We start from the raw sequence: 20445 nt of genomic DNA, 5'->3' as shown, positions 1-20445 counted from the left end.
CGATGCGCACAATGCCGCTTTCCGTCAACGTGCGGAGACACGTCTTCCGCCGTCTTCTCCTTGTGTTCTGCGCATCGATCATCGCACAGGTCGTCGCGTACTGCGCGTTCTGCGCTCTTGCGTTCGCAGTCGCCGAATGGTTGCCGTTAGGCACGAAAGCCGGAATACTCCTCGCGATCCTCGCGCTGCCCATCGCGTTTGCGCTACCGCTGGGATTTTTCGGCGCCCGCCTCTCCTACCGAGCGATGCGATCGGCGATACCCAGCCACAAACGCATTCCTGTGCAGCCGGCGCTGATCGCGGCCGCTATCGCTGCCTGTCTTTCAATTGTGATCAACTGGGCGCTGCGGCCGGAATTCGCGACGTGGGCCACGGTCGGACGCGATGCCGCGGCTGCGTTGATCTGGGTGTTCGCGGCACAGCGCTCGTTTAGCCGCGTTTCATGATCTACTGCCGGTTTCGTTTCGGCGACACGGAATATTCGGGGGCGGTTGAGGGCGATGAAGTCGTGGCGCCCGGCTGCCGTAAACCGCTAGCGGATGTGCGCCTGCTTGCGCCTTGCCTGCCGTCCAAAATCGTCTGCGTCGGCCGCAACTATGCCGAGCATGCGGCGGAGATGGGCAACGCCTTACCGCCGAACCCGTTGCTTTTCTTCAAGCCGCCGTCGGCGGTCATCGGTCCGGGCGACGATATCGTCTATCCGCGTCAGTCGACCCACGTCGAATTCGAGGGCGAGCTCGGCGTCGTCATCGGACGCCGCTGTCGCAGCGTGACGCGGACAAACGCTCTCGACTACGTCCTCGGATACACGATCGTCAACGATGTCACGGCGCGCGATCTTCAGCGATCGGACGTGCAGTGGGCTCGCGCGAAAGGCTTCGACACGTTCGCGCCGATCGGCCCATACATCGTCTCCGGAATAGAATGGCGCGGTCGCCGTCTACGGACGTCGCTGAACGGCGAAATCCGCCAAGACGCGTCGACGGCGTCGATGATCTTCGACGTGCCGTCGCTGATCGAGTACGCGAGCGCCGCATTCACGCTCGAACCGGGAGATGTGATAGCCACCGGCACGCCAAGCGGCGTCGCCCCGATGGTCGGCGGCGACACCGTGAAGATTGAGATCGAGGGGATCGGAGCGTTGACGAACCGGGTCGTCACTTTGGAAGCGGGATAAACGAGTCCTCGGTCACCGCGACGTGAAATGGCTTGCTTGCGCGCAGAGTGACGTCGCTGCCCTTACGCAGCAACTCCAATAGGAAGAATCCCGGCACGGCCGCATCCGCGACGGTTTCAAGCGTGCCCGCGTCACCGTTCTTCTCGTTGACATCCGCCATGACACTGTCGTGCGTGATGCCGATCGCAAGCGTCGGTCCGGCCGGTACCGGAACCGGGTCGAGCGTCACGCGGAGCATCCCGTCGCCGCCGCCGCCGTGCGCCGGCCGGACAGCGGTCACGCTGCCGGTGCCCTTCGTGCCGGCCGGGACCACAACACGATCGCCGATCTTGACGTCGTCCACGACCGCAAAGCCGAACTTGTCACCGACTTTATTCGTCGACGACGACACGGTCTGATCGAGACTTATGCGCAGTAACGTGCCTGCCTGAAGGAGCGTGTCCTTGGTATCTGCCGTGATCGGCGTGGTGGCATGCGGGATCGCCAGGGCCTGACTGCTAGCTGTGACGACAGCCGCGACCGCAGCCGCAAAGGCCGTGAAATAGAATGACTTCATACTCATAATTTACGCGGGATTCTACCGGTAATCTTGCCCCGGTGACGGGCATCATAGCGGCCGCAACTGAGAAAACGGTTAAATCGTAGTTGGAAGCGACTGGGATATCTTGCATTCCATGCGATTCCCGATTCTACGCCTCACTCTACGGTGAATGAGGAGTCCGATGAGCCGGTCGCGCACGGCGGCGGTGCCGTACAAGCGGGACGAAACAGACCGTCGAGATGACGGAGGGGGCGCAGCTCTCTTCTATCTTATGAGCGGTGCGTTTCTCGGTTTTCTGACGTTCGTCTTATGGTACGCCCCGAGGCACATCTAGCGGCGGTCTTAGCGGCACCGGCGCGACGGATATATAAGAGGGCCGACTGACGTCGGCCCCTTCAAATATGCCCCTTCAAATATGTCGGCCCCTTCAAATGGCTTTAGAAACGCGTCAGACGACTTGTTCGCCGTCGAGGATTTGGATCGCCCAGCGCTCGGACTCCGCTGCGTTCGGCGTACGCTCGGGCAACGTAACAAACGACAGCCCTTCGCGCGACTTCCGGAACCACGAGGCGAGGATGAAGAGCTGGTCGATCTCATCTTGCCGCGCGAACGATCGCTCGGTCTGGTCAGGCTTGTACTTCTCAGCGATTAGACACGTCAGCAGACTTCGCGCCTCTGAACGCGCCGGCAGCCGGCGCGGCAGCCGGACTTGGCCGGCGAGTCTTCCTGCGTTGAAGAGGAAGCACGCTTCCTCGGATGGATGACCCGAAGGGGCGAGCACGATCATGGAGAGGCCAGTGGCGTATTCGAGCCGAGCGTGCCGCTCGCGCAATCGCCGAAGTCGATCCAGCCGCTTCTCTTCGCGCGATGCCACGTCGAGTCTGCCGCGCGCTCCTGCTTCGTCGCGGCGGCGCGCGATGGCCAGAAGCACATCGTCGGCTGCGCCTTCGATGAACGCGATCGCCTCATCGATCAAAGCCTCGTGATGGCCGGGCGGCGACTCCGAAACTCGGATATCGACGTTGTCTTCGTCGCATGCCCGCAAACCCAGTGCATCCTGTAACGCGGCGACCGCGGCGCGCGCAGCCGTCATGCTCAGATACGGTCCATAGTAGCGGGCGCCGTCGCCTGCGACGTGGGTCGTGGTGCACAGATGGCCGCGTGCGCCCGCGCCGACTTTGATAAACGCGAACTCGCGGAAATTGCGCAGCCGATCGTTCATCGGCGGATCGTAGGCGCGGACGAGCTCGGCTTCGAGCAGCAGCGCTTCGAATTCGCTGCCGGTCACCAAGTAGTCGAACGTCGCGACGATCGATCGTAGCTGGAGAACCTTCGCCCCCGCGATCTTTGAGGTCGCCGCATACGTCCGCAGCCGCGCGCGCAGCGACTTCGACTTACCGACGTACACCACGCTCCCGCCGGCATCTTTGAGAAGGTAGACACCTGGTCGCGTCGGCACCTCGGTCAGCTGCGCCAGGATGGACGACGACCAGACCGGCAACTGGCCGGCGTCGACGAGAACGCGCGCTCGCCGCTGGCGCTTGCGCCTTATCGGTTTCGTGCGAAGATATTGGGCCAGCGCTCCGTACGTGAAAACGCCGCGGTCTTCGAGGCGCTTGATGCAGTGAACGAGCAGATCGGCCGTCGCCGTCGCGTCAGCGAGCGCGCGATGGTGCCGCTCCACGTCGAGGCCGAGCTCGCGCGTCAATGTGCCGAGTTTGTAGTTCGGGACTTCGGCGATCGTGCGACGCGCCAAAGCAAGCGTGTCGATGGTCGGCGTGTTCAGACCGGCATATCCATGACGGCGGAGCTCGAAGTCCACAAATCCAGCGTCGAATCTGACGTTGTGCCCGACGAAGACGTAGCCGTCTAGGCGCGAGAGCACCGTTGGAAGCACGTCTCTGAGATATGGCGCCCCAGCGACCATTTCGTCGGTGATGCCGGTGAGCTGCGTTATGAATGGCGGGATGGGGCGCTCGGGGTTCACGAACGACCGCCAGCGCCGGGTTATGCGGCCGTCTTCCACATGGACGATCGCGATTTCGGTCATGGCGTCATTGCCCGCCACGCTGCCGGTCGTCTCGATATCTACCACGGCGAACCGGCAAGACCAAAGATCGGTAATCTCTAGCTCGGAAAGTCGGCGCGAAAGCGCCTCCTGAGCCGCATCTGCCGCGATCGCCGCATCCGCTAGCGCCTCCTCGAAAGGAGCGGGCAGCGGCGCGTAAGTCGCCATAGCGGTCGCCATTCTCGAACATATGGTCGATTCCCGCGGGAGGGTCGTCGAGGCGGCCAGAAGGCCGCGCGCCATGGCTCAAATCCTGTACGTCCACGGCTCGGGTCATACGCACGAGGCTTTTGCCGAGCAGGCCGCGGCCTTCCCCGGCTCGGATGCGGTCTCGCTGCCGGGTCATCCTCACGGCACCCCATTGGGCGACGTCCCCGAAATGGCATCGTGGCTTGCTAAGTATGCTCGTTTTCGTGCGGCCGTGCCGGCAATCGCGTGCGGAAACTCCTTAGGCGCGGCGATCGCACTCGAGTGGGCGCTGACAAACCCATCGGACGTCGCGGGATTGATCCTCATCGGCGGCGGCGCACGCCTGCGCGTCGGCAAGCCGATCTTCGACATGATCGACCAGCGTTGGCCGGATTGTGTCGACGAACTCGTGGACCTTTCGGTCGCGCCCGGCTGTGCGGATCATCTGCGTCAGCTCGTCAGGGGATGGCACCTCATGGTCGGACAAGGCGCCACTCGCGCAGACTACGCCGCATGCGACACGTTCGATGAGATCGAGCGGGTGAGCACTGTTGAAATCCCAACCCTCATCATCGTCGGGTCGGTAGACCGCATGACTCCCCCGAAATACGCGGCGTTTCTTCACGAGCGCATCGCCCGGAGCACGCTGAAGATCATTGAAGGAGCCGGCCATCTGCCCCACTTTGAGCAGCCCGACGCCGTCAACGCGGTGATTCGCGCTTGGCTCGCGGAGCTTTCATGATCTCGTCAAAGCCGTCGGGCAGCGTCACGTGTATCGTCCGCGCTCCGAGGTCGATCGAGACGTCGTAAGCCCGGTGCAGCGGGATCAGCGCCTCGCCCACGACGAGCATGTCGGCCGACGGATAGTGCTGCACGGAACGAACTTCCCCAAGCGGACCCAGTCTGCTGTCGACGACCCGCAAGCCGACGAGGTCCGACGCGCGGTGTATGCCCTCGGGCAATGCGGGGAGCTCCGCGGCGTCGACATATAGCGCCGTTCCGACGAGTGCCTCCGCTTGCGAGATGCTTGCGATTCCTTCGAACGATGCGACGATGACGCGCTTATGAGTGCGAGCCGAAACGATCAGGAAGCCGCGCCGCGCGCCGTCGACGCCGATCCCCTCCAACCGCGCGCCTTCGCATAGCGCGTCTGCGTCGCCGCCGGCGATCTTGACGTGGCCCCGAAGTCCAAAGGTGCCGACGATGCGACCGATGAGGACCTCGGCTTGCGTCAATCGAGGATCTCGACGTTGACCTTTTCGCCTGCGCCAACCGAGGCTGCTTTGACGATCGTGCGGATCGCGTGTACTATGCGCCCCTGCCTGCCGATCACCTTGCCTCGGTCTTCGTCGCTCACCCGCAAGAGCAATACCGGCCCGCGCTCGTCTTGCGCCGCGGCGATCGCTATGCGATCGGGCTCATCAACGATACGCTCGACGATGAATTTCAGAACCGCCGCGGCACGGCCGATGCCATCTGCGATATTGCCGGTGTTGTCGTCGTCGTCGGCGCGAAAGCCTTCGTCGTCGTCAGCGCGCGGGAGCGGTTCCGATTCGTCGTCGGCTTCTGTCTCTTTCGGCGCCGGCAGCGGCTCGTCGTCGTAGTCGATGAAATCATGAGGCCTATCGGGCATGTGCGTCACCTTTCAGTACGGACCGGCGCGAGCCGGTCATGTCAAGACTTTTTGGCGCGCTTGGCGCGCGCTTTGCGGACGCGGACTTTCTCTTTCGCGTAGAGACCTTTGTCGGCGAGCAGACGCGCGACGGTGTCGGATGGCTGCGCGCCGTTGCCGAGCCAGCGCTTGATCTTCTCCTCGTCGAGCACCAACTCGACGGGTGAACGCCGCGGATTGTAGTGCCCCACGATGTCGAGGAATCGGCCGTCGCGCGGCGATCGTTTGTCGGCGACGATGACGCGATAACTCGGCTGCTTCTTTAGACCGGTGCGGCGGAGACGTATCTGGACTGACAAGAGGTGGTGTCCTTTCTGTGAGCGCCTGAACGCTCGTCAGTGAAACGTCGGCGGCCGGCGCATCCGGCCCAATCGCTTCATCATTTGCTTTGATGCTTCGAACTGCTTGATCAGCTGGTTGACGTCGTGCACAACCGTCCCGCTGCCTTTGGCGATGCGGCGTCGCCGGCTCGCGTTGAGCACGCTTGGGTCGGTCCGTTCGAGCGGCGTCATCGAGCATATGATCGCCTCCGTGCGGGCGACTTGGCGATCTTCGATGGGATTGTCTTTGACGAGCTTGCCGACGCCGGGGATCATCTTCGCGATGTCACCGAGCGAGCCCATCTTCTTGACCATGCGCAGCTGGTCGAGAAAGTCCTGAAGGGTGAACGACTGTCGCTTGAGCTTCTGGGCGAGATCTTTGGCTTGCGCCTCGTCGTAGACGCTCTGACTTCGCTCGATGAGCGTGAGCACGTCGCCAAAGCCGAGGATTCGCGAGACGAGGCGGTCGGGATGGAACGGTTCGAGCGCCCCGACCTTCTCGCCGGTACCGATGAACTTCACGGGTTTGCCGAGTACCGCGCGGATCGAAAGCGCGGCGCCGCCGCGGCTGTCGCCGTCCATCTTCGTCAGGATCGTTCCCGTGAGCCCGATCCGCCGATCGAACTCCAGCGCGACGTTGACGGCCTCTTGGCCGGTCATCGAGTCGACGACCAGCAACACTTCCGATGGATCGACGGTCGCGCGGATCGATTGCAGTTCTTGCATCAGCGGTTCGTCGATCTGCAACCTTCCGGCGGTGTCGAATATCGCGACGCCGTTGCCGACTTGCTTCGCATGTGCGAGCGCTTCTCTCGCGATGGTGGTCGGGTCGGCTCCGTCGAGCGAGAACACGGGAACGTCGATCTGTTCGCCGAGCACTTTCAATTGCGTGATCGCAGCCGGACGGTAGACGTCGCACGCGACGAGGAGCGGTCGCCGGCCATCCTCTTTGAAGAAGCGAGCGAGCTTTGCGGCGTGCGTCGTCTTTCCGCTGCCCTGCAATCCGGCCAGGATGATCGCCGTCGTGCCGACGGGCAAGAAGCGCACCGGCGCGACTTGCGAGCCCATGAGCTCGATCAGCCCGTCGTGCACGATCTTGATCACCGCTTGCGCGGGCGTCAAAGATTCAAGGACTTCGGCGCCGATCGCGCGGGCGCGAATAGACGCGATGAAGTCTTTGACCACCTTGAGGTTGACGTCGGCTTCGAGCAGCGCGATGCGGACCTCTCGAAGCACATCCGAGACGTCGTGTTCGTTCAGTTTTCCGCGTGAGCGCAGCCGTTGAAAGATCGCCCCGAGGCGATCGGATAGTCCTTGCAGCATTGCGATCTTAGCGCGGGTGCGGGAGAATGGCGAAGCCGCGCGACGAGTTCACGCCTTTTCGCCAGCCTCTTCGATGTAACGAACGGCGTCGCCGACCGTCTTGATCTTCTCGGCCGCTTCGTCGGGGATGTCGATGTTGAACTCGGTCTCGAGCGCCATGACCAGCTCGACCTGGTCGAGCGAATCTGCCCCAAGGTCATCGGTGATCGAGGCGTCGATGACGACTTCTTCTTCGTCCACACCGAGTTGCTCGACGATGCACTTCTTCACTTTGTCGAAAACGGACATCAGGGATTGCTTGCCTCCAGTGTGCTGCGGGTGACGTAGTGCGACGGTTTATCGCATGGTGAGTCCGCCGTCCACGGCGAATGTCTGGCCCGTTATGTACGCGGCTTCGTCGCTGCTCAAGAAAAGCGCGACGTGCGCCACTTCATCGGCCGTGCCGAATCTCCCGAGCGGTATACGCGCCATGTACGAAGCCTGTGTCGCTTCCGGCAGGACCGAGGTCATCTCGGTCTGGATGAAACCGGGGGCGATCGCGTTGACGCGGATGCCGCGGGAGCCGAACTCCTGCGCAAGCGATTTCGTCAGGCCAAGCACGGCGGCCTTCGCCGCCACGTAGGCGCTCTGCCCGGCGTTGCCGGTCAAAGCGACAACGGACGATATATTGACGATCGCGCCGCTTTTCTGGGCCAACATGACCTTTCCCGCCGCTGAGGACAGATAGAAGACGCTCTTGAGGTTCACCGCGAGCGCGTCTTCGAGGGCATCCCATTTCATGCGTAAGATTAGGGTATCGTAGGACTTGCCGGCGTTGTTCACAAGGACATCCACGCGGCCGAACTGCGCCTTCGTCGCTTCGACAAGCGCCAGTGCCTCGGTCTGCGAAGACACATCGCCTTGGTGCACCTGCGCGATGCCGCCGGCCGCCTCGATCTCTGCCCGAACGGCGTGGAGCGGTTCGGCGCGCCGGCCGTTGAGCATCACGCGCGCGCCCGCGGCCGCGAGCGCGCGGGCCACCGCGCGTCCGATTCCGGTTCCTGCGCCGGTCACGATTGCGGCCTTGCCGCTTGCGCTGCCGTTCATCTGCTCATACTGTCAAGCGCTCGCCGGCCGCGATCAACCGTTCAACGCCGGCATGATCGGCTACATGGAACACGCGATCCGAGGATACTCCGTCGATTCTCTTCAGCATCGGCGCGAGCACGGGCGTGGCACCGCATTCCACGAGAAGATCCGGTTTACGCGCGGCGATCGCCACCGAGGTCTCATGCCAACGCACTCGTGCGCAGAGACTCGCGATCAAGCAGCGGCGGATGTCCTCGATGTTTCTATATGGCGCGACTTCGACGTTTCCGATCACGTCGAATGCCGGCAACGCGAACGGCGCTTTCTCGATGTGCGCCGCGAAGCGCCGCATAGCCGGCTCCATCAACTCGCTGTGCCACGCGCCCGAAACGTTGAGCATGACGACCCGTTTTGCGCCGCCGGCCTTCGCGAGCTCGCACAATTCATTAACGCCCGCTTCGTCGCCGGAGACGACGATCTGGACCGGCGCGTTGAGGTTGGCGACGTCCACGCGAGCGCCGCTCGCCGCGCGCGCTTCCGCGCACAGCTTTTCGACCGTCGCCTGGTCGAACCCGATGACTGCGGCCATCGCACCGGGGCTCGCGTCGGCAGCCTCGCCCATCGCGAGACCTCGCTCGTGCACGAGCGCAACCGCATCGTCAAATCCGATGGCGCGCGCGATCGTAAGCGAACAGAACTCACCGAAGGAATGGCCGCCCGACACGATCGGCGTGAAGCCGGCGGCTTCGACCGCGCGATAGATCGCGACGTTCGCGGTGAATATAGCCGGCTGACTGATGCGCGTATCGCGAAGGCGAGCTTCGTCTCCGTCTACGACCAGTGCGAGCAGGTCGTACCCGAGCACAGCGGACGCTCGTTCGAAACATTCGCGAGCCGCAGGCACGTGCGCGGCGGCGTCGGCTCCCATGCCCGCCGCTTGCGACCCTTGCCCGGGAAAGACCACGCCTATCGTCGGCATCACGAAGAGGTCACGCTGGAACGATGTGCGCCGGGCGCTCGGGTTCTATGTTCTCCGGCGGCAATGTTCCCACGCGCGCTCCACGCCAACGCCATGCAACGGCACCCCATGAGAGCCCGCCTCCGAACGCTGTGAAGACCACCACGTTGCCTGGTTGGATGCGGCCATCCGCCACCGCCTCACAAAGAGCCAGCGGAATGGACGCGGACGACGTGTTGCCATACTCTTGGATGTTCGTGACGCACTTCGACGGCGGCAATTTCAACATCTTGACGGTCGCATCGATGATTCGCGCGTTGGCCTGGTGCGGCACCACAAAATCCGCATCTTCGGGCGTGAGATCGGCTCGCGCCAGCGCGTTGCGTGACGCCTGCGCCATCATATTGACGGCGAACTTGAATACGGCTTGGCCCTGCATCTGCACGAAACCCGCGCTTCGGTCGGCCTTTCCGTTTGTGTTGAACGGCAAGCGGCTTCCGCCGCCGGGCAGATACAACACGGTGGGGTCGGCTCCATCGGCGCCAAGATCGGCTCCGAGAAAACAGTCCTCATCGCTCCGCTCGAAGAGCGCCGCTCCCGCTCCATCGCCGAACAGCACGCATGTCGAACGGTCGGTGTAGTCGACGATCTTCGAGAGCGTCTCGGCGCCGATCAAAAGCACGGACTTGAAAACGCCCGCGCGGATGAGCGAGGCCGCCGTGGTCATGCCGTAGATGAAACCAGAACACGCTATGGAAATGTCGAATGCCGGCTTGCCGCTCACGCCGAGCGCCGAAGAGACGATGCACGCTGTGGCTGGAAAGAGATAATCGGGTGTCGCGGTCGCGACGATCACGCAGTCCACGTCCGCAGCCTGACGCCCCGCCGCTTCAAGCGCGGCCCGCGCGGCCGGAATCGCTATGTCCGAGGTGGCCTGCTCCGGGCTTGCGATATGCCGCCGGCGCATGCCCGTGCGCTGGACGATCCATTCATCGCTCGTCTCGACGAGCTTCTCGAGATCGCTGTTCGACAAAATGCCGGCAGGGGCGTATCGCCCGATGCCGGCGATGGTGACGCCGAAGCCCTTCATTGTGCGGCGATCAGCCCTGCGCCGATTGAGGACTCTTCCCCGATTGACTTGCTTCCTTTTGCGCTACCGCGAGCCGGCCGTCGTAGAATCCACAGTTGGCACACGCGAAATGCGGCCGTCGCGGCTGCTTGCACTGCGGACACGTGCTGAGCGGCGGCGCGGCCGTCTTCCAGTTCGCTCGGCGTGAGCGCGTATTCGATTTGCTTCGTCGTTGCTTCGGATTCGCCATGAATGTCCTTGTTCTATGCGCGCTTAGGTTATTGCGGCTCTATGACTCGCGGCGTTCTTGCAAGCTCCGAGCCAGGCCTGCCAGACGAGGATCGATCGCGTGTTCCGCGCACGTGCACGATCCGATGTTCCGATTCTGCCCGCATGAGTCGCACATGCCCTTGCACGCTTCGTCGCATACCGCTGCGATCGGCTCGTCGACTTCGAGCAGCTGCGCGGCCAATTCTGTGAGATCGATCGAGCGTCCGATCAACGGCGCCACATCACCGAACATCGCATCGCTCTCCGGCACGTCTTCGCTATACGTCTCCTCGACATCTACTCGCACATCGCGCTCGAACGGTTCGAGGCAGCGCGCGCATGTTTCGTGTTCGCAGCCGGTGATCGCGCCCTCGACGTGAACGCCGTGCGCGATCTTCGTCGCTTGCGCGATCATCCGGACTCCGTCCGGATATCGAGAGCCCAAGTCGCCATCGAACCTGAGCAGCTGGTCGACATCGATGGCGGCGAATTCAGGCCCGAAAAGACGAGCGACGGAAAGTTTCACGACAGGCCTACGAGCGCACGAAAGCCCGCCGAAATCGGACGGGCCAATCGACATTTCGCTTCTTATTATAGAAAAGGGCCGCGACTATGTCAAACCGTTTTGTTTTTCGGGACGGACTGCAGAGCAAGGGCGTGCAGAGCCTGTGAAAACGACCGAACTGGAATGATTTGGATGCCTCGTGTGCCGGCGATATCCTTATAATTGTCGACCGGCACCAAGAATACGGTTGCTCCCGCACGGATAGCGGCCTGGATCTTCTCCCTCGTACCTGAAATCGCTGAAACGCCGCCATCGGCCGCAAGCACGCCTGTTCCCGCGATGCTCCGGCCGCCGGTGATGTCGGCACCGGTCAGCGTGCGGTAGATCTGCAGTGAAAACATCAAACCGGCCGACGATCCGTTCACGTCCGGCAGATTGAACGTCACGGCGACCGGCAGCTTAATGGCGCGCGTTTGCGGCTGGATGTACACGCCGAATCTCGGTTTGCCGGCGAGATCGTACGTCTGACATGTCACGTTGATCCGTCTGTTGGCGCGCTTGACCGTGAGGTGAAATGCGGTGCCCGCTCTGTGAAGCGCCGTGGTCCGAAGAAGGTCGTCGTCCGTGCCGAACGGCCGGCCGTCCATGGCGACGATTTCGTCGGCCGGGCGGAAACAGCGCGCAGCCGGCGTCTTCGCCTTCGTGCCTTGCACGACGTAGACGATGGTGGCGCGCACGGGCAAGCCGGCCGCCCGCTCCGCGACGACCTGCGCGTTGAGCTGACTCTCGGTCATCGCGTCGACGAGCTCGACGTTCAATTGCCGGTCGGTGACATTTGGCGGCACGAGATCGGATCGTTTGACTATCTCAAATCCCGGCAGCACCGCCGCGATCGCATAGACGATCGGACGACCGGGATAGAGCCGGATGTCGGTGAGATAGAGCTTACCGGATGGCGGCGTCTTGCCCGGTACCGCGATCGCGTCGTTCAGACTGACCGCAGCGCCGGGCCCGTAGATGAAATACGGTATCGGCAACCAGCCGACGATGATGACGACGACGGCCATGAACGCCCACACGCCGGCGCGTAGATAACTCCGTCGGCGAGCGGCGAGTTCGCGCAAAGACAGCGTCCTGACTACTGCCGCACGGATTCGCGCGTCGTGCCATTTCCGGAACTCTGGCGTCCGGTTGCCAATGTCTGGCGTCCCTTTTGGACTTCAGCGTGCGATTTTGTCAGGGTCGCGTCGAGTCCGCCGAGGATCTGATCGGCATATTCATCGGCGCCTCGGCGCACCTCTCGCGCACGCTTCTCGGCCTCGGCGATGATGCCGTCCGCTCTCGTCTGCGCTTGGCGAACGATCTCGGATTCCGAGAGCGCGCGCGACTTTTGATCGGTCGCCTCGGCGCGAATATTCTCTGCGTCTTCCTTTGCCTGAGCGAGGAGCCGGTCTTTTTCTTTCGTGACGGCCTTTGCCGTGCTCACTTCTTCCGGTAGACTCGAACGCAGTTTCTCGATGAGATCGAGGATCTGGTCGCGCCCGACGATGCGAGCCCCGAAGGGCAGCCACGTGCCGCCTTTCACTTCGGCTTCCAGCTTGTCGATTACCCGATAGACGCTCATCCGACGTCCCTCCGAAGGTCTGCCATGGCGCGGAGCACCGATGGCGGCACGAAATCCGACACATCACCGCCGAGCGCGAAAATCTCGCGCACGCTCGATGACGATACGTAAGCGTATTCGACGCTCGCAGGCAGAAACATCGTGTCGACGTTGCCTGCGAGTTTACGATTGATAAGCGCCATCGTGAATTCACCTTCGAAGTCTGCCACGATGCGAAGGCCTTTCACGATAAGACGGGCGCCACGCAGGCGCACGAAGTCCACAAGCAGCCCGTCGAAGGACGCCACTTCGACGTTGGGCAGCCCACTGCAGGCGTCGCGGAGCATGGCGACGCGCGCATGCGCGGAGAACAAAGGCCGTTTGTTCGGGTTGGCGACGACCGCGACCACCACATGCGGAAACGTGCGCGCAGCTCGCCGCGCTACGTCGAGATGACCGTTCGTCATCGGGTCGAAACTGCCGGGATAGATCACCGGCGCATCGTGCGACGGGGTCATGACGTTTGACCCGAACGGCGGCTTTTTTGGCGAGCGCGCGGCTGCTCGCGCGCGGCTTCGACTTTCTCCGCCTGTGGTGCCGTGTCGCGCCCGGGCACGACCGAGGCAAACGTGAGCGCTGTGTCGCCGTACTTCGTCGAACGCAACACTCGCAGGGATGCAGGAAACGCTACCTCTTCGCTGCTTCGGTGCTCCACGACGACCATGCCGTCGGGCGTCACGAGACTGCGTTGCATCAGCGTGACGAGCTCTTCCCGAGCCCCGCGATCGTATGGCGGGTCGATCAGGACGATGTCGAACGCGCCGCGCAATCTGCGCAGCGCACGCAGCGCGGTGATCGGCATGATCCGAAACCGTTCTTTGTCACCGATCACCGCAACAGCGTTGCGACGCACGGTCATCGCCGCCGCGGCATCGCTTTCGACGAAGACCACCGACGCCGCGCCGCGCGAGATCGCTTCCAACCCAAGTGCGCCGGAGCCGGCGAACAGGTCGAGCACGCGCGCGCCTTGCACGCGCTTGCCGAGCACTGCGAATAGCGCCTCGCGCACCTTGGCGGACGTCGGTCTCGTTCTCTCACCGCGTGGGGCCGCGACCACGCGCCGAGCGCTCGTGCCTCCTGACAATCGCATGGTGGTCCTAGTTGGACGAGGCTTCGTATCCTCCATTTAGCACGACTCTGCACCCTACCGGCAGCTCAAAGTCCGCACCGCATGCCGCGCTACGGTTACATCTCAACTCCGCATCATCGGCGGTGCCGTTGCCGGGGACGCGGAGTGAATCGAGCGACAGAGCGAGCTGGATGGGAGCGATGGAGCGTCCTCGTGGGGCATGCCGTGCCGACGTGGCGGCATAGAGCGGCGGAAGTTGGTAGCCCCGATTCTCCGCCGCGTCCCCGATAACGGCATCCCCGTTTGCGGGGGTGCGGGGGCGCGGGGCGCGGGGCATGACCGCGACAGCCTGACCGGAGTCAGGACGTTATGCGAAGAGACGCGGAGCGTTCGCGGGCATCGAGAGTGCGTTTGAGGGCCGCGTTCGCAGGCTTCTTGAGCTCGGGATCGCGGGAAAAGACGAGATCTGCTTCTCTCTTCGCTTCTTCGAAGACCGGCAGATCGCGGATGAGATCTGCGAGTCGCAGTTCCGATTGCCCGTGTTGCCGCGTTCCGGCGAAATCGCCACTGCCGCGAAGACGGAAGTCCGCTTCGGCGACTTTGAATCCATCGTTCGTCCCAGCCAGAATATCCAGGCGTTCCCGTTCTTCTCCCGATCGGTCGGACGCGACAAGAATACAATATGACGCGTCGGCACCTCTGCCGACTCGCCCGCGCAGCTGATGCAGTTGCGCAAGTCCGAAACGGTCCGCATCGAGCACGACCATCACGCTCGCGTTCTGCACGTCGATTCCCACTTCGACGACTGTCGTGGCGATGAGCACTTGGATGAAGCCGTCGGCAAGCAGCCGCATCGTCTCGTCCTTCTGCTTCGTCGTCATCTTGCCGTGGAGAAGCGCGACGCGGAGTCCGGCGAACGCACCGCGGCGCAACTCCTCGGCTTGCTCTACGGCCGAATGCAGGGCGCTTTCCGACTCATCGATCGCCGCGCAGACGACGTACGCCTGTCTGCCCTCGCCGACGCGCTCCCGCACGAAGGCAAATATCTTCTCCTTCTGCTCCGGCGTGCGCACGAAGGTCTTCACCGGACGCCGGCCGGGCGGCAATTCGTCGAGCACGCTCAAATCCAGATCTGCATACAGCGCTTGCGCGAGCGTACGCGGAATGGGCGTAGCGGTCATCACGAGCGTATGCGGCGTCCAGCCGCCGGCCTTCGCGCGAAGTTCCGCGCGTTGCAGCACGCCGAAGCGGTGCTGCTCGTCGATGATCGCGAGTCCGAGCGAGCTGAATTCGACATCGTCCGTCAGCAGCGCGTGTGTGCCGACGACGAGTTCGACGTCATGCTCTTTGATCCGTGCAATCGTTTCGGCCCTTGTGCGCGCGCGCAGTCCGCCGACGAGCAGCGCGGACCTGATGCCGTTCGCACCCAAACGCGGACCTAATTTTTGGAAATGCTGCATCGCAAGGATCTCGGTCGGGGCCATGAACGCGCTTTGGTGACCGGCACGCGCAGCGAGCAATACCGCAGCGGCGGCGACCGCAGTCTTGCCCGATCCGACGTCGCCTTGCAGGAGCCGGTTCATCGGCGCGGCGCGGAGCATGTCAGATGTCAGTTCGGCGACGCAGCGCCTCTGTGCCGCGGTGAGCCGAAACGGCATCAGGCTTTCGACGTCCGCGGCAAAGGAAGCTCGCGCCTTAGACGACGACACGATTCCGAAATCCGGCGCGCGCTCGCCGGCATACTCGGCACGGCGCCGTGCCGCATGAGCCGCAAGCAGAAAGAACTCTTCGAATACAAGCCGCTTGCGAGCGAGCGCGGCGTCTTCGAGCGATCCCGGTGCGTGTATCGTCTGCAGCGCCCAGCGCGCGTCGCGAAAGGCGTGCCGGGCGTTGACCGGCGCCGGCAACGGGTCGAGCTCCGCGACGGCTGCCGCATCGGTGGCGATAAAGTTGAGCGCGCGACCGACCCATCGGCGGACGACGCGATTCGGCAACCCTGCGGTCAGTGCGTAGACCGGTACGAGTTCGCCGATCAGTTCTTCACCAGATGCGACGACGCGATGCTGCGATACCGACATCTTCGCGCCGGCGAGCGTGCTCTCGACCCGACCGCGAACGAAGACGCGCGTGCCGACGCTGAGCTGCTTACCGAGATACGGACGCCCGAACCAGACCGCTTGCAGTTGTCCTGTGCCGTCGTCGATGACGGCCGTCGACTTCGACTTGACTCGCCCGCGCAGCCGTACGTGCGAGAACTGACGGATGATGCCGATCACGTTCGCTTCGCTCGCTGCGTTGTGCGCGAGGCTCGCGATTGGCGTTATCTCGCGTAGATCGTCGTAGCGGTGAGGATAGTGTCGGATCAAATCGCCGACCGTGAGCACACCAAGCCGAGCGAAAAGCGAAACGAGCGCCGGCGTGACGCCGCTGAGTTCGTTCAGCGGCATGCTCAAGCGGCTCGGCGGGACGTTTCGCGTCGTACTCGTCGCGCGCGCCATGGACTCCGTGAGATCAACGAGCGTGAGATAGGAGCGAGGGCCTACAAGGGGCCCTGCGGACTGTCGTGGAGGCGACACCCAGAGTCGAACTGGGGATCGGGCTTTTGCAGAGCCCTGCCTTACCACTTGGCTATGTCGCCGCGACCGCTCGATTTTCGGCGAGGTACGCCCGCTCCCTCCCGGCGCGCGACGGCGTGCAGGACTTCCTTTGCGATACAAAGTAAGCGTACCATGTCACATCGCGCGAGCCCGCGGTGCTGAAAGAATCGGATACGTGAATGATCCTCGTGCGGAGGCGCAGTTGGCGGAAATCGCGTTACGGTTGGATTCTACGCTCGCAAACGAACGGGAGAGCTGCGCGTTCGAGGCTCTTTTCCACCGCGAATACAGCAAAGTCGTCGCGATCGCGCGGCGTGTTCTCTTTGATGTGCACGCGGCAGAGGACGTAGCGCAAGACGTCTTCGTTTCGTTTCATCGGCTCCATCGGCCGCAAGCCGCCTATGCTGCGCGCTGGCTTCACGTCGCCGCCGCTCATGCAGCATTGAACGAACTTCGAACTCGCAAACGTCGCCGACAGCGTGAGATGGCTGATGCCGTCGTCGCAGCACGCGCAGTGACGCCGCCTTCTGACCCGTCCGCTGCGATCGCCGAGCGTGAGATGCGCGACCGCGTCCGCGTCGCGCTGACCCGGATCGGTACGAGGCATGCCACAGCGTTGACCTTGCGACACGCGGGTCTGTCATACGCCGAGGTCGGTGCAGCCCTCGGCATGAACGCGAATCAAGTGGGCACGTTGTTGCGCCGGGCGGAACTCGCCCTGAAAAAGGAGCTTGAAGATGGGCCATCCCGTTGACGGCATGCTTCGGCGATATCTAGACGACGACCGCTCCCTCAGCCTCGCGCACGCTGCGCATGTCGCGTCGTGCGAAGCATGCAAGGCGAAGCTTCGCACCATGGCCGATGATGCCGGTCAGATAGAAGCCGCTTTTCGGAGCGCTTTGCGCGCTGATGCGCCGGAGATCCAGGATCAAGCTGCCGATAGCGCGACTGCGTGGCGGTCCGTTTCTGCGCGCCTTGCTCGACGTCGCTCTTTTGCGCTTTCCGGACCTTGGCTGATCGCCGCCACCGCAGCGGCGGCGGCTGTGTGTCTGCTCGCGTGCACGCCCGCGGGCACGTACGCGCGCAATTTCCTGACGATCTTCGAACCCGAACAGTTTGTCGCGCTGCCGGTGAGCCGCAGCGAGATCGTCTCTCTTCCGGATCTCACCCGCTTCGGCACCATGACGCAGCGCGTCGCGCCTCAGGTCCGCAGTGTGACCGGACCGGCGGCCGCCGCCGCGCTCGCTGGTTTCCCGCTGGAAATTCCCACGTGGCTGCCGAAGGGCGTTCCTTCCGGCGCGAGATACTCCGTCACGTCGGGTTCCGATTCCAGTTTCACCTTCAGCGCGCGAAAGATGTGGGCGACGACACCGCGCGGCCGCCCGCAACAGAACATGCCTCGGACGCTTGACGGCTCGACGCTCGAACTTCGGACGCGGCCCGCCGTCATCGTCGCATACGGCGAGCCAATCGCAGTTCGAAGTTCGGAATCGCCGCCGCGCCGCGAGACGAGCGCGGACGCATCACGGGAGCGCAGCTTTCCGCCGCTCGTCATCGTACAGGCGCCGGTTCCGACGGTGACGTCCACCGGTGCGACCGTCGCCGAAATCGAGACGTACCTTCTCGAGCAACCCGGGGTATCGCCCGCGTTGGCCGCCCAGATCCGAGCGATCGGCGATCCAACCACGACCGTTCCGATCCCCGTGCCGATCGATCGCGCGTTTGGCCAGCGCGTTCGCGTGCAAGGCGTCGACGCACTCGGCATCGGAGATGACACCGGCGTGGGAGGCATCGTGATCTGGCAGAAAAACGGCGTGATCCACGCGGTCGCCGGGCAGCTCCGGCAACGCGACATTCTCGCGATCGCAGAGAGCATGCGCTGATCGCATCTGTCGCTGCCCCACCACCATTGCGACCGGACAGCACGCCCGCCGTCTTTGCTCAAGATCTTACGAAGTGGTACGGTGAGATCGCCGGGCTGCGCGGGTTGAACATGTCCGTGCCGCGCGGCGAGATATTCGGTTTTCTCGGCCCGAACGGCGCGGGGAAGACGACGGCGATAAAACTTTTCTTGGGCCTTGCTCACCCGACGTCCGGTCAAGCATCGATACTCGGCGCTCCACCTTCCGATCTGGACATGCGTCGCCGCGTCGGCTATTTGCCTGAGCTGTTCCGCTTTCAAGATTGGCTGACCGCGCGCGAGGTTCTCGAGCTTCATTGCACGCTTGCTTCCGTCGCGCGCGCGCGGCGACGCACGGCGATCGACGACGTCCTCGAACTTGTCGGACTGCGGGAACGCGGCGATGACCGGGTCGCATCCTATTCCAAGGGGATGCAGCAACGGCTGGGACTCGGGGTCGCGCTCGTCGCCGAGCCCGAAATCGTTTTCCTCGACGAACCGACGTCTGCGCTCGATCCGCTCGGCCGGCGCGAGGTGCGCGACGTGCTTCGCGCCGTCAAGTCGCGCGGTGCGACGGTCTTCTTGAATTCACATCTGCTGAGCGAAGTCGAGCAGGTCTGCGATCGAGTGGCGATCATCGATCGGGGACGCGTGGTCGGAGGGGGTGATCTTGCGGATCTTCTCGGCCGCTCGACCAGGGTGAGAATCAGGCTGGCCGAAGCGTCGCCGGATGCTGCGGCGATCGCAGCGCGTTTCGGCCGCGTCGAACAGATCGGCGCCTTGACCTTGCTCGTCGACGGCATCGCGGACGCGAAGACCCCAGATCTCGTCCGCGCACTCGCCGCCGCCGGGGCCCGAATACTTGCTGTGGCCGGCGAAACGCCGACGCTTGAAGAACGCTTCCTCAATCTTCTCGCAGAGCCGGATGATGCCGCTGCTGATAATCGCTAGGCTCACACTTTTCGAGCTGGTCCGCCGTCGCGTCGTCGGGGCGGTAGCCGCGCTCACCGCGATCTGCGTCGGTCTTACGGGTTGGGCATTCTACAAGTTGCATGAGTTCTCGCTCGCACATTCCTCCGCGGCCGCAGGCGGCGGGGAAGAAGCGATGGCAAATGCCATGCAAGTCATCCTGCTGGCGCATATGTTCGGCATGGTGCTTGCGGTCGGCGGCGCGTTTCTCGCCGCTCCTTCGATCGCGAGCGATATCGAGAGCGGCATCGCGCTCGCAATCCTGCCGAGACCGCTACGCCGCCGCGACGTCGTGCTAGGAAGATTTCTTGGCCTAGCGGTCGCCATCGGCGCGTACGTCTTCATCACGGGCGCGCTGGAGTTTTCGGTCATCCATGCGATAACGGGCTATGCGCCTCCCCATCCGGCAGCGGCGCTCGCGTACATCTCCTCCGGGGCCGTCGTCCTGCTCGCGCTCGGCATCGCCGGCAGTACGCGATTCTCGCCGATCGCCGTCGGAATCGTCTGTGTCGCTCTCTACGGTGTGGCTTGGATAGCTCAGGTCGCCGATGCGGTCGCGACGGCGTATCACAACGGCGCGATCCGCACGGCTTGCACGATCGTCAGCCTCATCGTACCCACAGGCGGATTGTGGCGTGGCGCTATCTTCAGCCTCGAGCCAACGCTCATGGTGGCGGCCAGTGCGCAGCTGACCGTCAATCCGATCACCGTCACATCACCGCCGACGCACGCCTACCTTATCTGGACGGCGCTGTGGGTCGCCGGCATGCTTGTGGCGGCGATCGCTTCGTTCGAGCGCCGCGATGTCTAGGGCCACAGCGCTCGTCTACATCCTCTACGGACTTGTCGCCGTCGCGCTAGCGATAGCGCCGACCGTCTTTGCTCATTACATCGCAGTGCAATCAGCGCTGTCTCAGGCAGCTCAGGTGTATGCGCACGAGCCATCGTGTCGACGGACGGCGCAGCTGCCCGATCCGCGCGTGCCGATCGCCGCATCCGCACTTACCGGTTCGCCATGCCGCCTCACGGGCGCGATGATCGTCGATACTTCGTACAGCGGAGGCCCTGGCGGCAGATCGTACGCGCT

At 63.5% G+C, this 20445-nt stretch carries 24 protein-coding genes and 1 tRNA gene; 8 read left to right on the top strand and 17 right to left on the bottom strand.

What is annotated here, in order from left to right; genetic code table 11:
- The first annotated feature begins 2 nt into the window (after positions 1 to 2).
- Entirely contained in the window at positions 3 to 446 is a 444-nt protein-coding gene (locus VKT51_02465; protein HLJ83025.1) for a hypothetical protein, read from the top strand.
- Complete coding sequence (locus tag VKT51_02460) at positions 443 to 1177, top strand: fumarylacetoacetate hydrolase family protein (GenBank protein HLJ83024.1); 735 nt, start codon at positions 443 to 445, stop codon at positions 1175 to 1177. The genes VKT51_02465 and VKT51_02460 overlap by 4 nt, the downstream gene beginning before the upstream one ends.
- On the opposite strand, the gene VKT51_02455 is transcribed toward VKT51_02460, so the two are convergent.
- A complete protein-coding gene (locus VKT51_02455; GenBank protein HLJ83023.1) occupies positions 1158 to 1733 on the bottom strand; it encodes a hypothetical protein in 576 nt (191 codons plus the stop codon). The two genes, VKT51_02460 and VKT51_02455, sit on opposite strands and share 20 nt — an antisense overlap.
- A 433-nt stretch (positions 1734 to 2166) precedes the next feature.
- Positions 2167 to 3954 (bottom strand): exonuclease domain-containing protein, encoded by a 1788-nt coding sequence (locus VKT51_02450; protein HLJ83022.1) that lies wholly within the window; start codon positions 3952 to 3954, stop codon positions 2167 to 2169.
- A gap of 73 nt (positions 3955 to 4027) precedes the next feature.
- Here VKT51_02450 and VKT51_02445 point away from each other — a divergent pair, with 73 nt between their 5' ends.
- Positions 4028 to 4717, top strand: coding sequence for an alpha/beta hydrolase (locus tag VKT51_02445; protein HLJ83021.1), 690 nt, complete (start codon positions 4028 to 4030; stop codon positions 4715 to 4717).
- On the opposite strand, the gene rimM is transcribed toward VKT51_02445, so the two are convergent.
- From rimM to VKT51_02370, 15 genes are all read right to left on the bottom strand, one after another.
- Positions 4677 to 5210: a ribosome maturation factor RimM gene (rimM, locus tag VKT51_02440; GenBank protein HLJ83020.1), complete on the bottom strand. Its 534-nt coding sequence runs from the start codon at positions 5208 to 5210 to the stop codon at positions 4677 to 4679. The genes VKT51_02445 and rimM overlap by 41 nt on opposite strands.
- Positions 5207 to 5608, bottom strand: a complete 402-nt coding sequence (locus VKT51_02435; GenBank protein ID HLJ83019.1) for a KH domain-containing protein — start codon at positions 5606 to 5608, stop codon at positions 5207 to 5209. The genes rimM and VKT51_02435 overlap by 4 nt, the downstream gene beginning before the upstream one ends.
- Before the next feature lie 41 nt (positions 5609 to 5649).
- Positions 5650 to 5946 carry a 30S ribosomal protein S16 gene (gene rpsP, locus VKT51_02430; GenBank protein HLJ83018.1) on the bottom strand — a complete coding sequence of 99 codons (297 nt, stop codon included), beginning with the start codon at positions 5944 to 5946 and terminating at the stop codon, positions 5650 to 5652.
- A 36-nt stretch (positions 5947 to 5982) separates the two neighbouring features.
- Positions 5983 to 7290 (bottom strand): signal recognition particle protein, encoded by a 1308-nt coding sequence (ffh, locus tag VKT51_02425; protein ID HLJ83017.1) that lies wholly within the window; start codon positions 7288 to 7290, stop codon positions 5983 to 5985.
- Between the two features lie 48 nt (positions 7291 to 7338).
- Positions 7339 to 7578 carry an acyl carrier protein gene (locus tag VKT51_02420; protein ID HLJ83016.1) on the bottom strand — a complete coding sequence of 80 codons (240 nt, stop codon included), beginning with the start codon at positions 7576 to 7578 and terminating at the stop codon, positions 7339 to 7341.
- A 48-nt stretch (positions 7579 to 7626) separates the two neighbouring features.
- Positions 7627 to 8376: a 3-oxoacyl-ACP reductase family protein gene (locus tag VKT51_02415; GenBank protein ID HLJ83015.1), complete on the bottom strand. Its 750-nt coding sequence runs from the start codon at positions 8374 to 8376 to the stop codon at positions 7627 to 7629.
- Positions 8377 to 8380: 4 nt separating this feature from the next.
- Positions 8381 to 9337 (bottom strand): ACP S-malonyltransferase, encoded by a 957-nt coding sequence (gene fabD, locus VKT51_02410; protein ID HLJ83014.1) that lies wholly within the window; start codon positions 9335 to 9337, stop codon positions 8381 to 8383.
- 10 nt (positions 9338 to 9347) lie between these two features.
- Complete coding sequence (locus VKT51_02405; GenBank protein HLJ83013.1) at positions 9348 to 10406, bottom strand: beta-ketoacyl-ACP synthase III; 1059 nt, start codon at positions 10404 to 10406, stop codon at positions 9348 to 9350.
- Between the two features lie 268 nt (positions 10407 to 10674).
- On the bottom strand, positions 10675 to 11181 hold the full coding sequence (locus tag VKT51_02400; GenBank protein ID HLJ83012.1) for a DUF177 domain-containing protein: 507 nt from the start codon (positions 11179 to 11181) through the stop codon (positions 10675 to 10677).
- Between the two features lie 89 nt (positions 11182 to 11270).
- Positions 11271 to 12239, bottom strand: coding sequence for a PDZ domain-containing protein (locus VKT51_02395; GenBank protein HLJ83011.1), 969 nt, complete (start codon positions 12237 to 12239; stop codon positions 11271 to 11273).
- Positions 12240 to 12298: 59 nt separating this feature from the next.
- On the bottom strand, positions 12299 to 12784 hold the full coding sequence (locus VKT51_02390; GenBank protein ID HLJ83010.1) for a hypothetical protein: 486 nt from the start codon (positions 12782 to 12784) through the stop codon (positions 12299 to 12301).
- Positions 12781 to 13281 (bottom strand): pantetheine-phosphate adenylyltransferase, encoded by a 501-nt coding sequence (gene coaD / locus VKT51_02385; GenBank protein HLJ83009.1) that lies wholly within the window; start codon positions 13279 to 13281, stop codon positions 12781 to 12783. The genes VKT51_02390 and coaD overlap by 4 nt, the downstream gene beginning before the upstream one ends.
- Positions 13278 to 13913: a 16S rRNA (guanine(966)-N(2))-methyltransferase RsmD gene (gene rsmD / locus VKT51_02380; GenBank protein ID HLJ83008.1), complete on the bottom strand. Its 636-nt coding sequence runs from the start codon at positions 13911 to 13913 to the stop codon at positions 13278 to 13280. Before rsmD ends, coaD begins: the two co-directional genes overlap by 4 nt.
- A gap of 338 nt (positions 13914 to 14251) precedes the next feature.
- A complete protein-coding gene (gene recG, locus VKT51_02375) occupies positions 14252 to 16390 on the bottom strand; it encodes an ATP-dependent DNA helicase RecG (protein ID HLJ83007.1) in 2139 nt (712 codons plus the stop codon).
- 66 nt (positions 16391 to 16456) lie between these two features.
- A tRNA-Cys gene (locus VKT51_02370) sits at positions 16457 to 16530 on the bottom strand.
- A 134-nt stretch (positions 16531 to 16664) separates the two neighbouring features.
- Here VKT51_02370 and VKT51_02365 point away from each other — a divergent pair.
- From VKT51_02365 to VKT51_02345, 5 genes are all read left to right on the top strand, one after another.
- Positions 16665 to 17243 (top strand): sigma-70 family RNA polymerase sigma factor, encoded by a 579-nt coding sequence (locus tag VKT51_02365; GenBank protein ID HLJ83006.1) that lies wholly within the window; start codon positions 16665 to 16667, stop codon positions 17241 to 17243.
- Positions 17227 to 18372 carry a hypothetical protein gene (locus VKT51_02360; GenBank protein ID HLJ83005.1) on the top strand — a complete coding sequence of 382 codons (1146 nt, stop codon included), beginning with the start codon at positions 17227 to 17229 and terminating at the stop codon, positions 18370 to 18372. Before VKT51_02365 ends, VKT51_02360 begins: the two co-directional genes overlap by 17 nt.
- A gap of 26 nt (positions 18373 to 18398) precedes the next feature.
- Positions 18399 to 19340 (top strand): ABC transporter ATP-binding protein, encoded by a 942-nt coding sequence (locus VKT51_02355; GenBank protein ID HLJ83004.1) that lies wholly within the window; start codon positions 18399 to 18401, stop codon positions 19338 to 19340.
- Positions 19318 to 20169 carry an ABC transporter permease gene (locus VKT51_02350; protein ID HLJ83003.1) on the top strand — a complete coding sequence of 284 codons (852 nt, stop codon included), beginning with the start codon at positions 19318 to 19320 and terminating at the stop codon, positions 20167 to 20169. Before VKT51_02355 ends, VKT51_02350 begins: the two co-directional genes overlap by 23 nt.
- Positions 20162 to 20445 (top strand): hypothetical protein (locus VKT51_02345; GenBank protein ID HLJ83002.1); only part of this gene is annotated, 284 nt, incomplete at its 3' end. The genes VKT51_02350 and VKT51_02345, both read left to right, overlap by 8 nt.

It is taken from the genome of Candidatus Eremiobacteraceae bacterium, from assembly GCA_035295225.1.
Taxonomy (GTDB): domain Bacteria; phylum Vulcanimicrobiota; class Vulcanimicrobiia; order Eremiobacterales; family Eremiobacteraceae; genus JABCYQ01.
Note: the sequence above shows the minus strand (reverse complement) of the source record. Positions and strands in the feature narration are given on the sequence as shown.

Excerpts from the sequence above, each read along its gene's own strand:
- VKT51_02465 (HLJ83025.1), top strand. The coding sequence starts at position 3 with ATGCGCACAATGCCGCTTTCCGTCAACGTGCGGAGACACGTCTTCCGC.
- VKT51_02460 (HLJ83024.1), top strand. The coding sequence starts at position 443 with ATGATCTACTGCCGGTTTCGTTTCGGCGACACGGAATATTCGGGGGCG.
- VKT51_02455 (HLJ83023.1), bottom strand. The coding sequence starts at position 1,733 with ATGAAGTCATTCTATTTCACGGCCTTTGCGGCTGCGGTCGCGGCTGTC.
- VKT51_02450 (HLJ83022.1), bottom strand. The coding sequence starts at position 3,954 with ATGGCGACTTACGCGCCGCTGCCCGCTCCTTTCGAGGAGGCGCTAGCG.
- VKT51_02445 (HLJ83021.1), top strand. The coding sequence starts at position 4,028 with ATGGCTCAAATCCTGTACGTCCACGGCTCGGGTCATACGCACGAGGCT.
- VKT51_02435 (HLJ83019.1), bottom strand. The coding sequence starts at position 5,608 with ATGCCCGATAGGCCTCATGATTTCATCGACTACGACGACGAGCCGCTG.
- ffh (HLJ83017.1), bottom strand. The coding sequence starts at position 7,290 with ATGCTGCAAGGACTATCCGATCGCCTCGGGGCGATCTTTCAACGGCTG.
- VKT51_02420 (HLJ83016.1), bottom strand. The coding sequence starts at position 7,578 with ATGTCCGTTTTCGACAAAGTGAAGAAGTGCATCGTCGAGCAACTCGGT.
- VKT51_02415 (HLJ83015.1), bottom strand. The coding sequence starts at position 8,376 with ATGAACGGCAGCGCAAGCGGCAAGGCCGCAATCGTGACCGGCGCAGGA.
- fabD (HLJ83014.1), bottom strand. The coding sequence starts at position 9,337 with ATGCCGACGATAGGCGTGGTCTTTCCCGGGCAAGGGTCGCAAGCGGCG.
- VKT51_02405 (HLJ83013.1), bottom strand. The coding sequence starts at position 10,406 with ATGAAGGGCTTCGGCGTCACCATCGCCGGCATCGGGCGATACGCCCCT.
- VKT51_02390 (HLJ83010.1), bottom strand. The coding sequence starts at position 12,784 with ATGAGCGTCTATCGGGTAATCGACAAGCTGGAAGCCGAAGTGAAAGGC.
- coaD (HLJ83009.1), bottom strand. The coding sequence starts at position 13,281 with ATGACCCCGTCGCACGATGCGCCGGTGATCTATCCCGGCAGTTTCGAC.
- rsmD (HLJ83008.1), bottom strand. The coding sequence starts at position 13,913 with ATGCGATTGTCAGGAGGCACGAGCGCTCGGCGCGTGGTCGCGGCCCCA.
- recG (HLJ83007.1), bottom strand. The coding sequence starts at position 16,390 with ATGGCGCGCGCGACGAGTACGACGCGAAACGTCCCGCCGAGCCGCTTG.
- VKT51_02360 (HLJ83005.1), top strand. The coding sequence starts at position 17,227 with ATGGGCCATCCCGTTGACGGCATGCTTCGGCGATATCTAGACGACGAC.
- VKT51_02350 (HLJ83003.1), top strand. The coding sequence starts at position 19,318 with ATGCCGCTGCTGATAATCGCTAGGCTCACACTTTTCGAGCTGGTCCGC.